Origin of the sequence: Sphingobium trunci, assembly GCF_022664535.1 — a bacterium.
Lineage (GTDB): Bacteria > Pseudomonadota > Alphaproteobacteria > Sphingomonadales > Sphingomonadaceae > Sphingobium.
The window spans coordinates 72,883-93,919 of sequence record NZ_JAKUJY010000005.1 but is presented as its reverse complement, the minus strand read 5'-3'; the positions used below and the strand labels follow the sequence as shown (position 1 = coordinate 93,919).

Sequence of the window (21,037 nt, the reverse complement as noted above, 5' to 3'; positions counted from 1 at the left end):
CTGTTAGCGCCGCCGCGCCGTCCCGTCGACGGGAGGAACAGCTTTATTCGTCGCCTTCGGGCTTTTCCAGATCGCGTGCGACCTTGGGATCGCGCAGCAGCCGGTCGATATGGCTGCCTTCATCGAAGCTTTCATCGGCAAGGAATTTGAGCTTCGAGGCATATTTGAGGCGCACGCGGGTCGCGACCTCGCGCTGGAGATAAGCGGTGTTGGTGCGCAGCGCCTTCAGCACCGCTTCCTCATCCTGCCCCAGCAGCGACTTCACGAATACCGTCGCGTGGCGCAGGTCCGGGGACATGCGCACTTCGGTGATGCTGACGACATGGCTGGTCAGCACATCGTCATGCACATCGCCGCGCTGGAGGATGTCGGACAGGACATGCCGCACCTGTTCGCCCACGCGCAGCAGACGGACGGACGGGCCTTCATTCTGTTGAGCCATAACCCAAAACTCCCCCCTCCCTTGGGAGGGAGGGTTTCATATCCCTACAGCGTCCTTGCGCGTTCCTCGACCTCGAACAGTTCGAGCGTATCGCCGACCTTGATGTCGTTCGTATCCTGCAGGACCGCGCCGCACTCCATGCCCGCACGAACTTCGGACACATCGTCCTTGAAGCGGCGCAGCGAGGCGATGTGGGTGCGCGACACGATGACATCGTCGCGGGTAAGGCGCGCGGCCAGACCCTTGCGGATGATGCCGTCGAGGACGAGCAGACCGGCTGCCTTGTCCTTCTTGCCCGCCGGGAACACCTGAAGCACCTCGGCGCGGCCGACGATGGTTTCGATGCGCTCGGGCGCCAGCTGGCCCGCCATTTCGCCGCGCACTTCCTCCAGCAGGTCGTAGATCACGTCATAATAGCGCAGCGAGATCTTCTCGCGCTCCGCCAGTTGACGCGCCTTGGCATTGGGACGCACGTTGAAGCCGATCAGCGGCGCGCGGCTGGCGGCAGCCAGCGTGACGTCGCTTTCGGTGATCGCGCCGACGCCCGAATGCAGGATGCGCACCTTGATCTCGTCGGTCGAGATGCGGTTCAAGGACGACACGATCGCTTCCACCGAACCCTGCACGTCGCCCTTCACCACCACCGGATATTCGATGACCTTGGTGTTGAGTGCCGAGAACATATGCTCGAAGCTGGTCGGGGCGGCGGTCGTGCGCTTCTTGGTCGCCTGTTCCTGACGATAGGCGGCGACTTCGCGGGCGCGGGCCTCATTCTCCACGACGGTGAGCTGGTCGCCCGCCATCGGCACGCCCGACAGGCCCAGTATCTCGACCGGGGTCGAGGGACCGGCGGCCTTCACATTCTGGCCCTTGTCGTTGATGAGCGCGCGAACCTTGCCGCTTTCCGAACCGATGACGAAAGTGTCGCCGATCTTGAGCGTGCCCTTGCGGACCAGCACGGTCGCGACCGCGCCGCGGCCCTTGTCGAGCTGCGCCTCGATCACATTGCCTTCGGCCGCACGATCCGGGTTGGCCGTCAGTTCCATGACCTCGGCCTGGAGCAGGATCTTCTCGATCAGCTCGTCCAGCCCGGTCTTCTTGAGCGCCGACACCTGCACGTCCTGCACGTCGCCGCCCATATCCTCGACCACGATCTCATGTTCGAGCAGGCGCTCGCGCACCTTCTGCGGATTGGCTTCGGGCTTGTCGACCTTGTTGATCGCGACGATCATCGGGACGCCGGCCGCCTTGGTGTGATTGATGGCCTCGATGGTCTGGGGCATCAGCCCGTCATCGGCCGCCACCACGAGGATGACGATGTCGGTGACGTTGGCGCCGCGCGCACGCATCTCGGAAAAGGCCTCATGGCCCGGCGTATCGAGGAAGGTGATGACGTCCCCGCCCTTGGTCGTCACCTGGTAGGCGCCGATATGCTGGGTGATGCCGCCGCTTTCGCCGGCGACCACGTCGGTCCCGCGCAGCGCGTCGAGCAGCGAGGTCTTGCCATGGTCGACATGGCCCATGATGGTCACGACCGGAGCGCGCGGCTTGAGCGTCTCGGGTGCGTCGACCTCGCCTTCCATGCCGATTTCGACGTCGGCATCCGACACGCGCTGGATGCGATGGCCGAATTCCTCGACCAGCAGTTCCGCCGTATCCTGATCGATCGGCTGGTTCAGCGTGACGGCGGTACCCATCTTGAACAGGGCCTTCACCAGATCCGCGCCCTTTTCGGCCATGCGGTTGGCGAGTTCCTGAACGGTGATGCTTTCCGGCACGACCACGTCGCGGACCTGCTTTTCCCGCGGCTGGGCACCGCCCGAATAATGGGCGCGGCGTTCCTTTTCGCGGGCGCGCTTCAGCGCGGCCAGGCTGCGGGCGCGGGCGCTGTCGTCGTCCGCCAGTGCGCGGGTGACGGTGAGCTTGCCCGCCTGGCGGCGATTGTCGTCGCCGCGCTTGGCGCGGTCGGGCTTGGCGGGTTCGGGGCGCTTGACCGGCGCAACCGGGGTAAAGCGGCGCGGCGGCGGCACGGCCGAAGCACCGTTCGTCGCAGCAGGCTTCTGCTCGCCGGCGGCAGGCGCTTCCTCCGAAACGGTGGCGGCGGGCGCCGCTTCCTCGACCGGCGCAGCGGCAGGCGCCTGCGCGGCGGTCTCCGCGGCCTTCGCGCTTTCCTCGGCCTGACGCGCGGCTTCGGCCTCGGCGGCTTCGGCGGCGACACGATTATCCTCGGCGCGGCGCTTTTCTTCCTCGGTCGCGGCGATGCGCTGCGCATCTTCGCGGCGGCGCGCTTCCTCGAGCGCGTTCATGCGGGCTTCCTCGGCCTCGCGCAGCAGCTTCGCCTGCAATTCCTGACGCGACATCAGGCTCTGCGGCGGCGCCGGGCGTGCGGGCGCGGGCTGCGGCGCGCGGGCCTGGGGCTGTTGCGGCGCAGGGGCCGGAGCGGGCGCGGGCGTGGGATCGGCCTGCGGTTCAGGCGCAGCGTGACCGGCCTCGCCCGGCTTGCCCAGGATGCGGCGCCGCTTCACCTCGACCACGACCGTATTCTTGCGGCCATGGCTGAACTGCTGCTGCACCTGACCGGACTCGACCGTGCGCTTGATCCCCAGCGGCTTGCGGCCCAGAACCGGCTTGTCTTCCTTGCTGTCACTCATACGACTGAACTATACCCTTCACATCAACCCGACCGGCAAGGCCCGTCGGCGCCTTCATTCCAATGCTACCTCAAGCCCCCAGCGCCCCTGCGGAGTCCTGCTCCCCATGCACCGGCGCTCCGTTAGCGCAACCCAGATAGCTTTCCAAGCGGCCTATGGCCGCACGCAGACGCGACGCCGCACGCGAGTCGGTCACTGCGATATGGACGACATTATCTCGCCCCATTGCCATAGATAGGGCGTGTCGGTCCACAGGCAAGACGATGCCCGCCAAATCCGTGCCTTCCGCTTCCCGCCCGACGCGCCAGGCCTGATCGAGCTTGCGGTTGCCGTCGGCAGCGGCATCGGCGGCGTGGAGCAGCAGTTCCACCTGCCCCTTGCGGCAGGCGACATCGATCTTTTCCGATCCGGTGAGGACCATCGACGCCCTCGCCTCCAGCCCCAGACGGTCGAGCAGCGCCCTGCGCAATCCGTCCTCGATGAGCGCGGGCAGCGTGTCGGGAATGTGCAGATCGCCTGTCTTGAACGCGCGGGCGAGCGCGCCCTTGAGCCTGCCCTTGGCGAGCGCCTGTTCCAGTTCGGCGCGGGACACGCCGATCCAGGCGCCCCGGCCGGGTGCCTTGGCGCGGATGTCGGGCAGGATTTCGCCGCTCGGGCCGCAGGCAAGGCGGACCAGCATGTCCGGGTCGGCGCGGTCGCCCGACAGGATGCATTTGCGCTCGGTCATGGGCGCGCCTCCCGTGCGGAAGCGGCCATGACCTCGTCAACGCCGTGGCGGAGCGTCAGCCTCTCATCGGGAAGTGACCGCAGCATGGGCGTCCTCCCCTACCGGCCTGGGCGCGTCGCGGTCAGCGATGAGCTGACCGGCCGACCCGTAATTTTCCGTCGAAATCTCGGAAATCACCACCTGCACGGCAGAAGCCGGCTTCCCCAGCCGCTCGACGAGCGACCGGGTGACGTCGGCGACGATGGCCGCCTTCTGCTCACGGGTGGCGTTTCCAGCCAGACGGATGTCGACGAAAGGCATCTGTTGTTACGCTTCCTCGCCTTCGAACCAGTGCGCGCGCGCGGCCATGATGATCTCATTGCCCTGCTCTTCGCTGAGGCCATATTCGGCAAGGATGCCGCCCTTGTCCTCGGACTGTTCGTTGCGGCGGCGGCGCTGGTCGACGCGCTTCTTCGCGATCAGCTCGTCGGTGGCGAGGTCGGCCAGATCGTCCAGCGTCTTGATGCCGGCCTTGCCCAGCGTCACCAGCATGGCTTCGGTGACGTGCGGCATGTCGGCCAGCGCGTCCTCGACGCCCAGCGCCTGACGCTCCTCGCGGGCAGCGGCCTCGCGGCGGTCCAGTGCTTCCTGCGCACGGCTCTGCAGCTCCTGCGCCAGTTCCTCGTCGAAGCCCTCGATCGCGGCCAGTTCGTCGATGCCGACATAGGCCACTTCCTCCAGCTCGCCAAAGCCTTCGGCCACCAGCAGCTGCGAGAGGGTCTCGTCCACGTCCAGCTCGTTCTGGAACATTTCGGACCGGGCGACGAATTCCTTCTGCCGCTTCTCGCTCGCGTCCGCCTCGGTCATGATGTCGATCGCCTTGCCGGTGAGCTGGCTGGCGAGGCGGACATTCTGGCCGCGGCGGCCGATGGCGAGCGAGAGCTGGTCGTCGGGAACGACGACTTCGATCCGCTCCTCCTCCTCGTCGATGACGACGCGGGCGACCTGCGCGGGCTGCAGCGCGTTGACGACGAAGGTCGCGGTATCTTCCGACCAGGGAATGATGTCGATCTTCTCGCCCTGCATTTCCTGCACGACGGCCTGCACGCGGCTGCCCTTCATGCCGACGCAGGCGCCGACCGGATCGATGCTCGAATCGCGGCTGATGACGCCGATCTTGGCGCGCGAACCCGGATCGCGGGCGGCGGCCTTGATCTCGATCACGCCGTCATAGATTTCGGGCACTTCCTGCGCGAACAGCTTCTTCATGAATTCGGGATGCGCACGGCTGAGGAAAATCTGCGGCCCGCGATTTTCGCGGCGCACGTTCAGGATCACCGAGCGGATGCGGTCGCCGACGCGGACGACTTCGCGCGGGATCTGCTGGTCACGGCGGATCACGCCCTCGGCGCGGCCCAGGTTGACCACGACATGGCCGAATTCGACCGACTTGACGACGCCGGTGATGATCTCACCCACGCGGTCCTTGAATTCCTCATGCTGGCGCTCGCGCTCGGCGTCGCGGACCTTCTGGAAGATCACCTGCTTGGCCGACTGGGCGTCGATGCGGCCCAGGTCGATCGGGGGCAGCGGGTCGACGATGAAGTCGCCGATCACGGCGTCCTTCTTCAGCTTCTGCGCCTGGCGCAGATCGACCTGCTTGAAATAGTCGTCGACCACCTCGACCACCTCGACGACGCGCCACAGGCGCAGGTCGCCGGTATCGGGGTCCAGCTTGGCGCGAATGTCGTTCTCCGCGCCATAGCGCGCGCGGGCGGCGCGCTGGATCGCATCTTCCATCGCCTCGATGACGATCGCCTTGTCGATCATCTTCTCGCTGGCGACACTGTTCGCAATGGCGAGCAGTTCGGCCTTGTTGGCGGAAATGGCGTTGGCCATGGTCGTAAACCCTTATTCCTCGGTTTCGAACTCGTCCGCCCCATCGGAGGAGAGCGGCATAGTAGCAGCAATCAGCGCGTCGGTCAGTATCAGCTTGGCATCCCCCACCAACGCGAAGGGAATGGCCACGTCACCGGCCTTGGCGTCGGCGAACAGGATATTCCCGCCCTCGACGCCCTTCAGCACGCCCCGGAAACTCTTGCGGCCCGAGACGCTTTCGGTGGCGGAAATCTTCGCCTCATGCCCGGCCCATTCGAGGAAGTCGGTGAGGCGGGTCAGCGGCCGGTCGATGCCGGGCGAGCTGACCTCCAGCCGATAGGCTTCCTCGATCGGATCGGTTTCGTCGAGCAGGTCCGAGAGGCGGCGGGAGATGGTGGCGCAATCCTCGATGACGAGTTGCTTCGTCTCCGGCCGCTCGGCCATGATCTGAAGCGTATATTCGTCACCCGAACCGAACAGCTTGACGCGCACGAGGTCGAAGCCGAGGGCCTTCACCTCCGGTTCGATCAGGGCTGTCAGTTCGGCGATGTCCGCCATGGAGTCTCCAAAATCAAAATATGCGGCTTCCCGTCGCCGCAGGCCTTCCGCCCGCGACCCCGACATGTTTGACGATGTAAGGAAGCAAGCGCGATATAGGCGCGATGCGCCCGCGCTGCAACAACATTCGTCGCGGAATATCGAAGCCCCGGCGGACCGGGAAAAACGGGGCCTGATGGCCCCGTTTCCTTATACCAGACGGCTCTGCTTGACCGCCGCTTCGATGAAGCTGGCGAAGAGCGGATGCGGGTCGAAGGGCTTGGACTTGAGTTCCGGGTGGAACTGCACGCCGACGAACCAGGGGTGGTCGGGCCGCTCGACGATCTCCGGCAGGGCGCCGTCCGGCGACATGCCCGAGAAGATCAGCCCGCCCTTTTCCAGCGGCTCGCGATAGCCGGCATTGACTTCGTAACGGTGGCGGTGGCGTTCGCTGATCTCGGTCGCGCCGTAAATGCCCGACACCACGCTGTTGCCCGTCAGCTTGGCGGGATAGGCGCCCAGCCGCATGGTGCCGCCCAGATCGGTTTCGGCGGTGCGCTTCTGCAGCCCTTCCTTGCTCATCCATTCGGTGATGAGGCCGACGACCGGCTCGCTGGTTTCGCCGAATTCGGTGGTGGAGGCATTTTCGATGCCCGCCGTGTTCCGCGCCCCCTCGATGCAGGCCATCTGCATGCCAAGGCAGATGCCGAAGAAGGGAACGTTGCGCTCGCGGGCGAACTTGACCGAGGCGATCTTGCCCTCCGACCCGCGCACGCCGAAGCCACCGGGGACGAGGATACCGTGCATCGGCTCCAGGCGGGCGGCGATGTCCGCCCCCTCTTCCTCGAACAGTTCGGCGTCGATCCACCTGATGTTGACCTTCACCCGGTTGGCGAAACCGCCATGGTGCAGGGCTTCGTAGAGCGATTTATAGGCGTCGAGCAGGCCGACATATTTGCCGACCACGCCGATCGTGACCTCGCCTTCCGGATTTTGCTGGCGGTCCATGATGTCGTGCCAGCGGTCGAGCCTGGGTTCCGGCGCACCGGTGATACCGAAGGCGCGCAGCACTTCGTCGTCCAGCCCTTCGGCATGATATTGCGTCGGCACGGCATAGATGCTGCTGGCGTCGAGCGCGGGGATCACCGCTTCGGGGCGGACGTTGCAGAACAGCGCGATCTTGCGGCGCTCGCTTTCGGGCAGCGGATGCTCGCAGCGGCACAGCAGGATGTCGGGCTGGATGCCGAGCGAGGTCAGCTCGCGCACGCTATGCTGGGTCGGCTTGGTCTTCAGTTCGCCCGCCGCCGCGATATAGGGCACCAGCGTCACATGGACGAAGATCGACTGGCCGCGCCCCAGATCGTTGTGCAGCTGGCGGATCGCCTCCATGAAGGGCAGCGATTCGATGTCGCCCACCGTGCCGCCGATCTCGCACAGCACGAAATCCAGATCGTCCGAATCCGCCAGCGCGAAGGCCTTGATCTCGTCGGTGACGTGCGGGATGACCTGCACCGTCGCGCCCAGATAGTCGCCGCGCCGCTCGCGCTGGATGATGGTCTGATAGACCCGGCCCTGCGTCACATTGTCCGACTGCCGCGCCGAAACGCCCGTAAAGCGCTCATAATGGCCGAGGTCGAGGTCGGTTTCCGCCCCGTCGTCGGTCACATAGACCTCGCCATGCTGATACGGGCTCATCGTGCCCGGATCGACGTTGAGATAGGGATCGAATTTCCGAATGCGCACACGGAAACCTCGCGCCTGCAACAGAGCTGCAAGCGAAGCGGCCATCAGGCCCTTGCCAAGCGAGGAGACCACGCCGCCGGTGATGAAAATATACCGCGCCATGGGAGGAGAGGCTTAACCTTTTACAAGCGAGTTAAGCAAGCGCGCGAATCCGCACGCATGCAAAAAAGATGGGAATGACGGTTAAGTCGTTCAGTTTGCGAGCGGAACCGCACCGTTGGCGGCAGTGCCCTGGGCGTTGCCGCCCGCCGCACCCGCCGCGCCGGCCAGCGGATCATTGCCGGTTGCGGGGGCCGGAGCCGTCGAAGGGGTTGCCGGCGCCTGCTTCACCAGCGACGTATCGATATCGCTCGGACGATGCTGGATGGAGGCGATGACCGCCAGAACGATCGACAGCGACACGAAGATGGTGGCCAGGATCGTGGTCGACCGGGTCAGGAAATCCGCCGCGCCGCGCGCCGACATGAAGCCCGCCGGGCTGCCGCCGACGCCCAGACCGCCGCCTTCCGACTTCTGCATCAGGATGACGGTGACCAGCAGAGCGGCGACAATGGCCTGCACGACGAGGATGAAGGTGAACATGGGCGAACTTTGTCCGGTAATGGGTGCGTTGCGGCGCACATAGCGACGAAGGCGCCCCGGAGCAACCGGGAGCGCCTTCATTATCCGAACCCGTCCCGACTTCGATCGAAGCGAACGGCGGGCGTCAGGCCGCCGCCGCGATGACGGGCGCGAATTTTTCCGCCGTCAGGCTTGCGCCGCCGATCAGGCCGCCATCGACATCGGCCAGCGCCAGCAGCTCCGCCGCATTGTCGCCGTTCATCGAGCCGCCATAGAGGATTCGCACGGCGTCAGCCTCCCCGCCGATCCGGCGCGCCAGCGCGGCGCGCAAGGCGGCATGCATCTCCGCGACCGCCTCCATGGTGGGGATTCGCCCGGTCCCGATCGCCCAGATCGGTTCATAGGCGATGGAGAGCCAGTCCGCAGCCGCCCCTTCCGGCAGAGAGGCAAGGAGCTGCGCCGACACCACCGCCTCGGCATCGCCCGCATCCCGCACTTCCAGGCTCTCGCCCACGCACAGGATGACCTTCAGCCCCGCCGCCTTCGCCGCCAGCGCCTTCGCCGCCACGTCGGCATCGGTCTCGCCCTGGTCCTGCCGCCGCTCGCTATGGCCGACGATGGTCCAGCTCGCCCCGGCCTCCGCCAGCATCGGCGCGGACAGGCAGCCGGTGTGCGCGCCGCTGGCCCGCATATGGCAATCCTGCGCGCCCACGAAGGCGCCGCCCTTCACGGCATCCGCCGCCGCGATCAGCGTCGCTGGCAGGCACAGCCCGACCTCGACCGAGCCATGCTCGCGGGCCAGGCCGCCAATGGCCTCAACCTCGCCCAACTGGGCGCGAAGGCCGTTCATCTTCCAGTTACCGACAACCAGCTTTCGCCTGCTCATCGACTGTTCCCCTTATGATTATTGCTGCACGTGACCCTTCGGCGCCGCCCACGGCCACAAAGCCGCTCTCCAGGGTTGCACCGCCGGGTTGGTCGAGCCGATGAACGGCGCACGGGCATTTGTCCAGCCTTGCGCCCGTCGCGCCCCTTGCCCGCGCGACGATCCGCCCTTAAAGCGGGCCGCCATCAAAGCCGCTTTAACGGACTTTCCTCCATGCTTTCAGTCTTCCGCCGTTTCATCCGCTCCAAATTCGGCGCCTTCGCGGCCCTGCTCTTCCTTGGGATCGTCGCGGCCGCCTTCATCATGGGGGACATCACCAGCGGCAAGTTCGGGGCGTCGTTGGGGTCCGGCGAAACCGCCGCGAAGGCGGGCGGATCGCGGCTGACGGTGACGGAATTGCAGGATCGCGTGCAGCGCGTGTTCGAAAATGCGCGCCGATCCAATCCTGGCCTCCAGATCGGCGATTTCCTGGCGCAGGGCGGCGCGGCGCAGGTCTATGACCAGCTCGTCGCCTCGCTGACGCTGAAGGAATATGCCAACGATCAGAAGGTGCATATCTCCAAGCGGCTGGTCGATGCGCAGATCGCGCAGATCCCCGCCTTCCAGGATGCGGCCGGCAATTTCAGCCAGGAAAATTTCCGCCAGTTGCTGCTGCGCGAGCGGATCACCGAACAGGCGCTGCGCGACGATATCAGCCGCGAGATATTGGAACGGCAGATGCTGGCCCCCATCGCCCTGGGCGTGAAGCTGCCCGACAGCGTGGTCCTGCCCTATGCCTCGCTGCTGCTGGAGGCGCGCCAGGGCACCATCGCGGCGGTCCCGGCCAGCGCGTTCACGGACATCAAGGATCCGACCGACGCGCAGCTCAGCGATTTCTACAAGGCGAACGCCGCCCGCTACACCATTCCGGAGCAGCGCCGCATCCGCTATGCGGTGATCGATACCGAACGCTTCGCCCAGGCGGCGCAGCCGACCGACGCGGAAATCACCGCCGCCTACAATCAGAACAAGGCCGCCTATGCCGCCAGGGAAAACCGCAGCTTCGAACAGCTGATCCTGCCGACCGAAGCCGCCGCCAAGGCGATCGCCGGTCAGGTCAGGGGCGGCAAGTCGCTCGCCGCCGCCGCGCAGGGCGCGGGCCTGTCGATCTCGACGCTGGCCGACGAAAGCCGCGAAGCGCTGGCCGCCGCCAGCTCCGCCGCCGTCGCCGATGCGGGCTTCGCCGCGAAACAGGGCGATCTGGTCGGGCCGATGCGCGGATCGCTGGGCTGGGTGCTGCTGCGCGTGACCGCCGTGAAGACCACCCCCGCCCGTCCGCTTTCCGCCGTGCGGGACGAGATCGTCGCCACCCTGCGCGCACAGAAGGAAAAGCGGCTGCTGAATGACTTTACCGGCAAGATCGAGGACCAGATCGCCAATGGCGGCAGCTTCGAGGAAGTGGTGAAGGATAATGGGCTGAAGCTGGAAACCACGCCCTTCCTGCTGTCGTCCGGCAAGCAGGTCGAAAATGCCGCCTATGAACCGCCGGCCGATGTGAAGCCGCTGCTGGCGCCGGTCTTCGGCATGAACCAGGACGATGACGCGCAGCTGATCCCGATCACCGCCGACAAGCGCTATGCGCTGGCCGCGCCGGGCGACGTTCAGGCCGCCGCGCCCCCGCCGCTTGCCAAGATCAAGGCGCTGGTGGTGATGCAGTACAAGCTCGCCCAGGGCAATGAGAAGGCGAAGGCGCTGGCCGAGCAGATCCGGGCGAAGGTCGCCAAGGGCATGAAGCTGGCCGATGCCGTCAAGGGGGCCGGCATTCCCCTCCCCGCGCCGCAGACGGTGGGTGGCCGCCGCGCCGACATCATGCGCGACGGCCAGCGGCCTCCGGCGCAGGTCGCCATGCTGTTCGCGATGGCGCCGGGCAGCGTCAAGACCCTGCCCGTGGGCGAGGATCGCGGCTATTTCATCGTGCAACTGGACGGCATCAAACATGGTGACGCGGGCAATGACAAGGCGCTGCTCAATCAGGTCCGCGATCAATTGAGCGACGTGGCGGGCCAGGAATATGGCCAGCAGTTCGAGCGCGCGGTCGAAAAGCAACTCGGCGTCAAGCGCAATGCCAACGCCGTCGCCGCTGTCCAGCGGGCGCTCGCCAGCGCCAATAATGGCGGGCAGTAAGATGGCCTTGGGCGGCGCATCGGACGGCATCGAAAGCGCGCGTCAGGCGCTGGCGGCGGGACAGTCCGCGCTGGTGTGGCGGCGCCAGATCGCCGACACCGACACGCCGATCTCCGCCGCGCTCAAGCTGTTCGAACCGGACCGGGGCGATTTCCTGCTCGAGTCCGTCGAAGGCGGGGCGGTGCGGGGGCGCTACAGCCTGATCGGGCTTGCCCCCGACCTGGTGTTCCGGGCGCAGGGGCAGAAGGCCGAAATCAACCGGCAATGGGCAACCGACCGCGATGCGTTCGAACCGGAAAGCCAGGGCGCGCTGGACGCATTGCGGGCGCTGGTGGCCGAATGCAGGGCGGAACTCGACCCGGCACTACCCGCTGCCCTCGCCTGCCTGGTCGGCTATTTCGGCTATGAGACGGTGGGACTGGTCGAAAAGCTGCCGCGCCCCGCCGAAAACCCGATCGCCTTGCCCGACATGCTGTTCGTGCGGCCGACCGTCATCCTCGTGTTCGACCGGCTGGCCGATGCGCTCTATCTGGTCGCGCCGGTGTGGAAGGGTAGCCATGGCGACACCGACCGCGCCATCGGGCAGGCGCTGGAGCGGATCGACGCGGTCGCCGCGCGTCTTGCCGCGCCCCTGCCCGCCGCACCCTCCCCTGCTGAGATCGCCGATGTCCAGGTGACGCCGGTGCTGGAGCCGGGCCGCTATGCCGCGATGGTCGACAGGGCGAAGGATTATATCGTCGCGGGCGACATTTTTCAGGTGGTGCTGGCGCAGCGCTTCACCAGCCCCTTCACCCTGCCGCCGATCGCCCTGTACCGGGCGTTGCGGCGGATCAATCCGTCGCCCTTCCTCTACTATCTCGACCTGCCCGGCTTCGCGCTGATCGGGTCCAGCCCCGAAATCCTGGTCCGCGCGCGCGACGGCGATGTCACCATCCGCCCGATCGCGGGCACCCGCCCGCGCGGCAGGAACGCGGTCGAGGACGCCGCCAACCGGGAGAGTCTGCTGGCCGATCCCAAGGAACGGGCGGAACATCTGATGCTGCTGGACCTGGGCCGCAACGATGTCGGCCGGGTGGCGGCGGCGGGCACGGTGACCGTCACGGACAGCTATACGGTCGAATTCTACAGCCATGTCATGCACATCGTGTCCAACGTGGTGGGGCGGCTGGCGCCCGAAAAGGACGCGCTGGACGCCCTGTTCGCGGGCTTCCCGGCGGGCACGGTGTCGGGCGCGCCCAAGGTCCGCGCCTGCGAGATCATCGCCGAGCTGGAACCGGAGACGCGCGGCGCCTATGCTGGCGGGGTCGGCTATTTCGGGCCGGACGGCAATATGGACAGCTGCATCGTGCTGCGCACCGCCGTGCTCAAGGACGGGGTGATGCATGTGCAGGCGGGCGCGGGCATCGTCGCCGATTCGACGCCGGAATATGAGCAGCGCGAATGCGAGGCGAAGAGCGGCGCGCTGCTGGCGGCCGCCCGCGAAGCCGTCACGCTGGCCCGCGAATCGGGGTTCGGCCAGTAGGGTTCAGATCCTGTTCGATTCTGATTGAATCGAAATCGCGGTCTGCATTTCCGTTCCGCCGTGATTTCCGCGCCGTGAAACGTTCCGTTTCACCCGCAATCACTCAGTCGGCGGTCGTCGGGTCGATCGTCGCCCGGACCTGAGAGATGCTGTTCGCCGGGAAACCGGCGATCTCGGCATGTTGGCGGATCAGATCCTCGCTGGGCGCGCGATAGACGCAGTAGATCTTGTCGTCCGTCACATAGCTGTGCACCCACTGGATATCCGGGCCAAGCTGGCGAAGGACATTGCAGGATCCCTGCGACGCGCCCTTCAGTTCCTCGCCGGACAGTTTCCCGACGCCGGGCATTTCACGTTCGATCACGAACTGCGGCATATGCGCCTCCATGGCTGTAGCATTTTCAAAGCAGCTGGCATCGCCTGTCGCCTCGTAAAATGCGGAAAACCAAAGACCAACGGACCATGATCCGATTCACCTTCAGGGGATCATGCCCCAGCTCGGCAGTCTTACGCCCGTCGGCGCGATGGAGCCAGCCCTATCGTCAGGCGCGCCGAACGCCGCGCATCGGTTCGGAGGTCACCGGATAGCCGAGATGCGTCGGGATGCAGAGATGCGGCTCGCCTTCCCTTTCCTCGGCCCAGGGCGTCACCTTTTCGACGGGAATGGACCGGGCATGGGCGGCAAGATCGTCGAAGCTGGCAAATTGCGCCAGCCGCTCCAGATTGCGCCGGGTCGGGAAAATCACCTCTCCCTCGCCCCGGTCGCACAAGGCGAGGGTGTCGGCCGCCGCGCTCCAGAACAGGCGGACATTCTCGGTCGCATCCACGCTCGCGCTCTGCCCCTCCGGCGCGCGGACGAGGTAGAAGCGGGTGTCGAACACCCGCCTTGCCTGCTCGAACCCCGGCGGATGCCAGCGGGCGAAAGGCACCAGCGCGTCCAGCGCGATCTCCAGCCCATGGACTTTCAGAATATCCCCCAGCCCGGCGCCCGCCGCCAGCGCCTGCCGCATGGCGGCAAGGCGATCCGCTTCGACCGTCCGGGTGAAGGCGATCGCCAGCCCGCTTTCCTCCAGCGTCTCGCGAATCGCGGCGATGCGGGCGGCGGCCTCGTCCTGCGGCAGCTCCCCGCCGATCGACGCTGCCAGCGCATGGTCGCCCGCATCCACGGCACCGCCCGGAAAGACCAGCGCACCGGCCGCGAACGCCATGGTCGACGCCCGTTCCATCATCAGCATTTCGGGCGACGCGCCGATCCGGTCGCGTATGATGACCACCGTGGCAGCCGGACGGCCCTCATCCATTATCTTCGTCATGGAACCGCAATAGGCACGCAATGGACCGGCGGTAAAGTTCCTTCCGCCCCCGCCGGAAATTGCCGGAACCGAAACGACCGGAGCGCGGCCGGAGGAGCATCGCGGCATTTTTTTCGGGGGAGCGGCGTTGCCTTTCGGCTTTTCATTGCCAAATTGTGGCTCACGCGGGAAGCCCCTCGCCAACAGCGCGCCCATGGCGCCGGGCCGGGCCTTGCCCTCGAAGAACAAATCTGGAACAACACGCCCTCATGAGTCTCACCACGATTTCCGTCCGCGGCGCCCGCGAGCATAATCTCAAGGGCGTCGACGTCGACCTCCCGCGCGACAGCCTGATCGTCATCACCGGCCTGTCCGGATCGGGCAAGTCGTCCCTCGCCTTCGACACCATCTATGCCGAGGGGCAGCGCCGCTATGTGGAGTCGCTCTCCGCCTATGCCCGCCAGTTCCTGGAGATGATGCAGAAGCCCGATGTCGAGCATATAGAGGGCCTCTCCCCCGCCATCTCCATCGAGCAGAAGACGACCAGCCGCAATCCCCGCTCCACCGTCGCCACGGTGACGGAGATCTACGACTATATGCGCCTCCTCTGGGCGCGCGTCGGCATCCCCTACAGCCCCGCCACCGGCCTCCCCATCAGCGCCCAGACGGTCAGCCAGATGGTCGACCGCGTGATGCAGCTTCCCGAAGGCACCCGCTTCTACCTCCTCGCCCCCGTCGTGCGCGGCCGCAAGGGCGAATATCGCAAGGAACTGGCGGAATGGCAGAAGGCCGGCTTCACCCGCGTCCGCATCGACGGAGAGCTCTACGCGATCGAGGATGCCCCCGCCCTCGACAAGAAATACAAGCATGATATCGAAGTCGTCGTGGACCGCCTCGCCGTCAACGCGGACATGTCCACCCGCCTCGCCGACAGCTTCGAACAGGCGCTGAAGCTCGCCGACGGCCTCGCCTATGTCGACCTCGCCGACGGCGCCGTCCCCGGCCGCGAAGAGGAAGCCGAATCCACCGGCAACCTCAAGGGCGCGGGCATCCCTGCCAACCGCATCGTCTTCAGCGAGAAGTTCGCCTGCCCCGTCAGCGGCTTCACCATAGCGGAGATCGAGCCCCGCCTCTTCTCCTTCAACGCCCCGCAGGGCGCCTGCCCCGCCTGCGACGGCCTGGGCGAACGGCAGGAGTTCGACCCCGAACTGGTCGTCCCCAACGAAGCCCTCTCCCTCAAGAAGGGCGCCATCGTCCCCTGGGCCAAGTCCAACCCGCCCAGCCCCTATTATATGCAGGTGCTCGGCTCCCTCGCGAAGGAATTCGGCTTCTCCCTCGAAACCCCCTGGGCCGACCTGCCCGGCGAGGTGAAGCTCGTCATCCTCCACGGCACCGCCGGCAAGCCCGTCACCCTGCGCTTCGTCGACGGCAGGAAGAGCTACGAGGTCAAGAAACCCTTCGAGGGCGTGATCGGCAACCTGAACCGCCGCCTGCTCCAGACCGAATCCGCCTGGATGCGCGAGGAACTGAGCAAATATCAGACCGCCATGCCCTGCGAGACCTGCCACGGCGCCCGCCTCAAGCCCGAAGCGCTCGCCGTCAGGATCGCGGGGGAAGACATCAGCATCTCCACCCGCCGCTCGGTCGTGGACGCGCTCGCCTTCTTCCAGAGCCTCCCCGCCCACCTCAACGAGCAGCAGAACCAGATCGCCCGCGCCATCCTCAAGGAAATCGTGGAGCGCTTGGGCTTCCTCAACAATGTCGGCCTCGACTATCTGAACCTGGACCGCACCAGCGGCACCCTGTCGGGCGGCGAGTCCCAGCGCATCCGCCTCGCCTCCCAGATCGGCAGCGGCCTCTCAGGCGTCCTCTACGTCCTCGATGAACCCTCCATCGGCCTGCACCAGCGCGACAACGACCGGCTGCTCATCACCCTGAAACGTCTGCGCGACCTCGGCAACACCGTCATCGTCGTGGAGCATGACGAGGATGCGATCCGCACTGCCGACTATATCGTCGACATGGGGCCGGGCGCGGGCGTCCATGGCGGCACCATCGTCGCCCAGGGCGACCTCAACCAGCTCCTCGCCCACAAGGACAGCCTGACCGCCGATTATCTGAACGGCACCCGCCGCATCGAAGTCCCCACCAAGCGCCGCAAGGGATCGGGCAAGAAGCTCACCGTCCACAATGCCCGCGCCAACAACCTCCGCGGCGTCACCGCCAGCATCCCGCTCGGCACCTTCACCTGCATCACCGGCGTGTCGGGTTCGGGCAAGTCCAGCTTCACCATCGACACCCTCTATGCGGCGTCCGCCCGCGCCCTCAACGGCGCCCGCATCGTCGCGGGCCCGCATGACAAGGTGACGGGCCTCGAACATTGCGACAAGGTGATCGACATCGACCAGTCGCCCATCGGCCGCACCCCGCGCTCCAACCCGGCCACCTATACCGGCGCCTTCACCAACATCCGCGACTGGTTCGCGGGCCTGCCCGAAAGCCAGGCGCGCGGCTACAAGCCCGGCCGCTTCTCCTTCAACGTCAAGGGCGGCCGCTGCGAAGCCTGCCAGGGCGACGGCGTGCTCAAGATCGAGATGCACTTCCTCCCCGACGTCTATGTGACCTGCGACGTCTGCCACGGCGCCCGCTACAATCGCGAGACGCTGGAGGTGAAGTTCAAGGGCCACAGCATCGCCGACGTGCTCGACATGACGGTCGAGGACGCGGTGGAATTCTTCAAGGCCGTCCCCCCGATCCGCGACAAGATGGCGATGCTGGCCGAAGTGGGCCTGGGCTATATCAAGGTCGGCCAGCAGGCCACGACCCTCTCCGGCGGCGAAGCCCAGCGCGTCAAGCTCGCCAAGGAACTCTCGCGCAGAGCCACCGGCAACACGCTCTACATATTGGACGAACCCACCACCGGCCTCCACTTCGAGGACGTCCGCAAACTGCTCGAAGTCCTCCACGCCCTCGTCGAACAGGGCAACAGCGTGGTCGTGATCGAGCATAATCTGGATGTCATCAAGACCGCCGACTGGATTATCGACATGGGACCGGAGGGTGGCGTCAAGGGCGGCGAAGTCGTCGCCGAAGGCACGCCGGAAAAGGTCGCGAAGAACGCCCGGAGCTTTACCGGGCGTTATCTGGCACCGTTATTGGGGATGGAGGCTGTGGCGGCGGAATGAATTAAGGACTATTGTCGTTAGAACATAAATCCTTCGCTAGTTCTTCAAAAATCTTATCCGCTCCCCAAGCTTGGGCAGCGGTGAATGCCACTCGTCTTTTCTCATCCGAGGTAAGAGGTCGAACGGATTTATATCCGAGATCGTGATGAGCTTCAGACCAAGCGTGCTGGAAAAGTGTTTTAATTTGAAGTTCAAAAAATTCCGGTACAGAATCCACCTCTACACTATCTGGGATTGCATCTTCTGGAATTTTAAAAATGAAATGCAATCCGAAATAACCAAATTCTGAATCACTTTCTGGAAATTTGTCCTGTATCTCAATATATTTCATATACTTAGATACGTGATTTTTCACCACATCGACGTCAGAAAGATAAAATACGTTTATTCTTGCTCCTATTTGATCCTGAATTTGGAAAAGAGGGTTTTTGTATTTTAAACTACCATCATCATTTATTTTTTTAGACTTTAAAACAAATCTATCAATCGATTTCGCACGTGAATTTATTGCATCAATTCTAGGCAATTCACTCAACATATCTCGCAAGTGATTTTCAAGACCTTGAGCAACCAACTCGAGCGTTGGATAACGTGCCTCGTATGACGGCCGGACATCATTGCTTATTGTCATTTCTTTGCTAGCCGCTGGTCATTTACGCGGCCCCGCGTCGTATATTCCACTTGCCCATCAGCCGACGAGACGGCTGTAAAAACCTCTTCGAACTCGTCATTTGGTGCAGTCAATATAGCACCGGTATTCAACTCCACCGTTCTGTATGGCGCAATTTTTTTAAACTCAGCTGGATCAAATTTGAATTTCTTCAAGAATAGTCCCGGTTTAGATAACTGACTTTTAATCGTATCCTTCGCACTTTGATTAAAGCCAAAGTGGTTACAAAAATCATCTATGCTGATTGTTTTTCCGTCGAAGGCAGTGGGTGCAAGCGAACTGGCAGAAGCTATTTGACCTTTCACATCGAGGTTAGGATTGATCTTGATTGCCTTTTTCAAAGCAGCAGCTAAACGCTTTGTCCCAGCGGCAGGAGTTTCAGTGAAATCGGCATTTAAGAAATCCCGCAACCAATATTCTGAAATATGCTCGCCAGAACGCCCTGCCTGCCGATCCGTGGCGACCCCACTCCAAAAGCCGTCGCGCGGACTGCCATGCTCTAACATCAGCGCCTTGTAAGCAGAGAGCCGCTTAATAAAAACTTGCTCTAGAAATTCGACCGCCAGGCCATCAGAATCAACTTCTGCAAGGATCGCTTGATCCGTTGGGAACCGCGATACGACAACTCTTTCTTTTAAGCCCTGCTTGCCGTGAAGAAGAAAGAGCAAGCCAATTCCACTTCTGTTATCGGTCACCTTCTGGAGACGATCAGCAAGTAATGCTCCGCGTTCCAATGTAGGACTTTCTTGAAAGCCGATCAGAAGATCACGACATTTATTCGTCTGCGAACCCTCCACATCCGGATTGAACGTGATATCGAAATCTTGGGGACGAGGGTCGCCTTGAAATATCTCATTGAGCATCTCAAATAAGCTACCATCACTAATGGCCAATTCTCTGCCAGAGATGGCTGCCATGTCTGAAACACCCTTACCCGGATGAATAAGATAAGCGTAAGCCCTTTCAATCGGCAATTTGATGCCCTCCCTTCTCATTAGGAAAGCTCGTTAGGGACGCAAAAGCAATGATTAATTGACAACAAATGCGTATTATTTCATTTGATTGGCTATAAGCACAAGATGTACGCAACTGACAAAACTGAAAACTGGCCCGGCCGCCGCATCGCCTTCAAGAGCTTTGCGGCCGATCTCGCGCGCCGCCGCGCCGAACTCGGCATCACCGACGCCGACCTGCCCCGCAACAGCGGCACCCGCCGCACGCCCAGCAAGAAGGCCCTCCTCAAGGCCATCAAGGATGCTGGCGGCAACTGGTGAACCGTCCCACCGCCTTGCAATTTCCCGTCCCAACCCCCATATCCCCCTTGCTACAGTCGCAAATCGACGGTCTTCGGCGCTTTGCGGCACCCAACTCCTTCTTTCCCTGCCCCTCTAGCAACCGGACCGTCCACGCTGGACGCGCCGCGTGAAAGAAGGAAAATACCCAATGAGCATCGTCGGAACCGTCAAATTCTTCAACGCCGACAAGGGCTATGGCTTCATCGCTCCCGATGACGGCAGCCCGGACGCCTTCGTCCACATCACCGCCGTGGAGCGCGCCGGCTTCGCCACGCTGCGCGAAAAGGACCGCGTCTCCTATGATCTGGAGCAGGACCGCCGCGGCAAGACGGCGGCGGTGAACCTCCAGCACGCCGAATAAGGCGGCGCGAACAGGCTCCGGCCGGGCGCCACCCCCTGGCGCCCGCCCCTCCCCGCGCAGGAGCATCCCATGAACCATCCCGATTATCGCGCCCTCGCCGCCCAGGCCCGCAGCGAAGCGGACGCCTCGACCCTCGACAATGTCCGCGACCGCTGCCTCCGCTCGGAAGCCGCCTTCCTCGCCATGGCCGCGCGGCAGGAACTGGCCGACCGCAGCCGCGCCCGCCGCGAAGCCGCCGCCGCCGGAGCGGACCCCGGCGCGGGCATGAAAAATCCCGCTGTCCTACAGACCCCGCAATAGCATATCTGTCCTGTCCTCTCCCGCGCATCGCGGGACCATGGAGGAGGACGGCCATGACAGACGAACCCTATGTCGAGCATCCCGACAACCGCGCCGAGGACGGCTTTCCGCTCGGCCTGCCCAAGCCCGTCGAGCAACTGACCCCGCAGGAGGTCGAGGCCGTCGGCCGCCGCCATAATATCTGGACGCGGCCGAAAATGACCCGCTTCCTCGATGCGCTGGCCGAAAGCGGCTCCGTCAAGAACGCCGCCGCCAGCGTCGGCATGTCCCGCCAGTCGGCCTATCGCTGCGCGCCCGCCTTTCCGGCGAGGCCTTCGACATGGCCTGGGAAGCCGCGCTGGAATTCGGCCTGCAACAGCTTGCCCACGCCGCGCTGGACCGCGCCCTCAACGGCACGGAGGAACCGGTCTTCTTCAAGGGGGAGCAGGTCGGCACCCGCACCCGCTTCGACGAGCGGCTCACCATGTTCCTGCTGGCCAATCCCGCCCGCATCGGCCGCCATCCGCTGCGCCGCGAATGCCTGCTCGACAGTTGGGAAGCGCTGCTCGACTATGTGGAAAAAGGCCCCCTCGACCATCAGGAGGCGCAGCAGCAGACCGACCGGCTGAACGAAACGCGGGAGGGCCGCGACCGCCTCGCCACGCAGCAGGCGGAAACCGACGCCCATCTGCGCGGCTTCTACGAGGTCCGCTCCCATCATGCCGCACGGATGCGCGCCGAAAACCGCGCCCGTTCCGGCCGCACCACGCCAAACCCGCACCCTGTCGGCCGCCCGCCCCACCCCCGCTGAACTTGCGTCGCGAACCACCGCTATCGTGTCACCTATGTCACCCTGGTCCCTTACA

Annotated in this window: 20 protein-coding genes; 7 read left to right on the top strand and 13 right to left on the bottom strand. The window is 64.5% G+C overall.

The annotated features are described in order from the left end of the window. Window positions 1-43: 43 nt before the first annotated feature. From rbfA to tpiA, 9 genes are all read right to left on the bottom strand, one after another. Complete coding sequence (rbfA, locus tag MJ601_RS06330; RefSeq protein WP_242124486.1) at window positions 44-442, bottom strand: 30S ribosome-binding factor RbfA; 399 nt, start codon at window positions 440-442, stop codon at window positions 44-46. A gap of 44 nt (window positions 443-486) precedes the next feature. Then, complete coding sequence (infB, locus tag MJ601_RS06325; protein ID WP_242124484.1) at window positions 487-3,093, bottom strand: translation initiation factor IF-2; 2,607 nt, start codon at window positions 3,091-3,093, stop codon at window positions 487-489. Window positions 3,094-3,163: 70 nt separating this feature from the next. Beyond that, on the bottom strand, window positions 3,164-3,820 hold the full coding sequence (locus MJ601_RS06320; protein WP_242124482.1) for a DUF448 domain-containing protein: 657 nt from the start codon (window positions 3,818-3,820) through the stop codon (window positions 3,164-3,166). Between the two features lie 63 nt (window positions 3,821-3,883). Then, on the bottom strand, window positions 3,884-4,120 hold the full coding sequence (locus MJ601_RS06315) for a tautomerase family protein (RefSeq protein ID WP_242124480.1): 237 nt from the start codon (window positions 4,118-4,120) through the stop codon (window positions 3,884-3,886). Between the two features lie 6 nt (window positions 4,121-4,126). Beyond that, window positions 4,127-5,698, bottom strand: a complete 1,572-nt coding sequence (nusA, locus tag MJ601_RS06310; RefSeq protein ID WP_242124478.1) for a transcription termination factor NusA — start codon at window positions 5,696-5,698, stop codon at window positions 4,127-4,129. A gap of 12 nt (window positions 5,699-5,710) precedes the next feature. Next, window positions 5,711-6,235, bottom strand: a complete 525-nt coding sequence (gene rimP / locus MJ601_RS06305) for a ribosome maturation protein RimP (RefSeq protein ID WP_242124476.1) — start codon at window positions 6,233-6,235, stop codon at window positions 5,711-5,713. Window positions 6,236-6,424: 189 nt separating this feature from the next. After that, window positions 6,425-8,059 carry a CTP synthase gene (pyrG, locus tag MJ601_RS06300; RefSeq protein WP_242124474.1) on the bottom strand — a complete coding sequence of 545 codons (1,635 nt, stop codon included), beginning with the start codon at window positions 8,057-8,059 and terminating at the stop codon, window positions 6,425-6,427. A gap of 90 nt (window positions 8,060-8,149) precedes the next feature. Beyond that, window positions 8,150-8,539, bottom strand: coding sequence for a preprotein translocase subunit SecG (secG, locus tag MJ601_RS06295; protein ID WP_242124756.1), 390 nt, complete (start codon window positions 8,537-8,539; stop codon window positions 8,150-8,152). Between the two features lie 124 nt (window positions 8,540-8,663). Beyond that, complete coding sequence (gene tpiA / locus MJ601_RS06290) at window positions 8,664-9,404, bottom strand: triose-phosphate isomerase (protein ID WP_242124472.1); 741 nt, start codon at window positions 9,402-9,404, stop codon at window positions 8,664-8,666. 213 nt (window positions 9,405-9,617) lie between these two features. Between tpiA and MJ601_RS06285 the strand changes: the two genes are divergently transcribed. Then, window positions 9,618-11,567 (top strand): peptidylprolyl isomerase, encoded by a 1,950-nt coding sequence (locus MJ601_RS06285; RefSeq protein ID WP_242124471.1) that lies wholly within the window; start codon window positions 9,618-9,620, stop codon window positions 11,565-11,567. 1 nt (window position 11,568) lies between these two features. Then, a complete protein-coding gene (trpE, locus tag MJ601_RS06280) occupies window positions 11,569-13,089 on the top strand; it encodes an anthranilate synthase component I (protein ID WP_242124754.1) in 1,521 nt (506 codons plus the stop codon). A 103-nt stretch (window positions 13,090-13,192) separates the two neighbouring features. On the opposite strand, the gene MJ601_RS06275 is transcribed toward trpE, so the two are convergent. Further along, window positions 13,193-13,465, bottom strand: a complete 273-nt coding sequence (locus MJ601_RS06275) for a DUF4242 domain-containing protein (protein WP_242124468.1) — start codon at window positions 13,463-13,465, stop codon at window positions 13,193-13,195. Between the two features lie 166 nt (window positions 13,466-13,631). Next, window positions 13,632-14,402, bottom strand: coding sequence for an NUDIX hydrolase (locus MJ601_RS06270; protein WP_242124466.1), 771 nt, complete (start codon window positions 14,400-14,402; stop codon window positions 13,632-13,634). 248 nt (window positions 14,403-14,650) lie between these two features. Here MJ601_RS06270 and uvrA point away from each other — a divergent pair, with 248 nt between their 5' ends. Next, a complete protein-coding gene (uvrA, locus tag MJ601_RS06265; protein ID WP_242124464.1) occupies window positions 14,651-17,566 on the top strand; it encodes an excinuclease ABC subunit UvrA in 2,916 nt (971 codons plus the stop codon). A 1-nt stretch (window position 17,567) separates the two neighbouring features. Here the strand turns inward: uvrA and MJ601_RS06260 are convergent, their stop codons facing one another. Both MJ601_RS06260 and MJ601_RS06255 read right to left on the bottom strand, forming a co-directional pair. Next, entirely contained in the window at window positions 17,568-18,197 is a 630-nt protein-coding gene (locus tag MJ601_RS06260; protein ID WP_242124462.1) for a GTP pyrophosphokinase, read from the bottom strand. After that, window positions 18,194-19,153 carry a hypothetical protein gene (locus MJ601_RS06255; protein ID WP_242124460.1) on the bottom strand — a complete coding sequence of 320 codons (960 nt, stop codon included), beginning with the start codon at window positions 19,151-19,153 and terminating at the stop codon, window positions 18,194-18,196. The genes MJ601_RS06260 and MJ601_RS06255 overlap by 4 nt, the downstream gene beginning before the upstream one ends. A gap of 162 nt (window positions 19,154-19,315) precedes the next feature. Here MJ601_RS06255 and MJ601_RS06250 point away from each other — a divergent pair, with 162 nt between their 5' ends. The 4 genes from MJ601_RS06250 to MJ601_RS06235 all read left to right on the top strand — a co-directional run bounded on the left by MJ601_RS06250 (window position 19,316) and on the right by MJ601_RS06235 (window position 20,982). Further along, window positions 19,316-19,510 carry a hypothetical protein gene (locus tag MJ601_RS06250; protein WP_242124458.1) on the top strand — a complete coding sequence of 65 codons (195 nt, stop codon included), beginning with the start codon at window positions 19,316-19,318 and terminating at the stop codon, window positions 19,508-19,510. A gap of 169 nt (window positions 19,511-19,679) precedes the next feature. Continuing rightward, a complete protein-coding gene (locus MJ601_RS06245) occupies window positions 19,680-19,892 on the top strand; it encodes a cold-shock protein (RefSeq protein WP_242124456.1) in 213 nt (70 codons plus the stop codon). A gap of 69 nt (window positions 19,893-19,961) precedes the next feature. Next, window positions 19,962-20,192: a hypothetical protein gene (locus MJ601_RS06240; protein WP_242124454.1), complete on the top strand. Its 231-nt coding sequence runs from the start codon at window positions 19,962-19,964 to the stop codon at window positions 20,190-20,192. A 319-nt stretch (window positions 20,193-20,511) separates the two neighbouring features. After that, complete coding sequence (locus tag MJ601_RS06235; RefSeq protein ID WP_242124453.1) at window positions 20,512-20,982, top strand: hypothetical protein; 471 nt, start codon at window positions 20,512-20,514, stop codon at window positions 20,980-20,982. Window positions 20,983-21,037 lie beyond the last annotated feature (55 nt).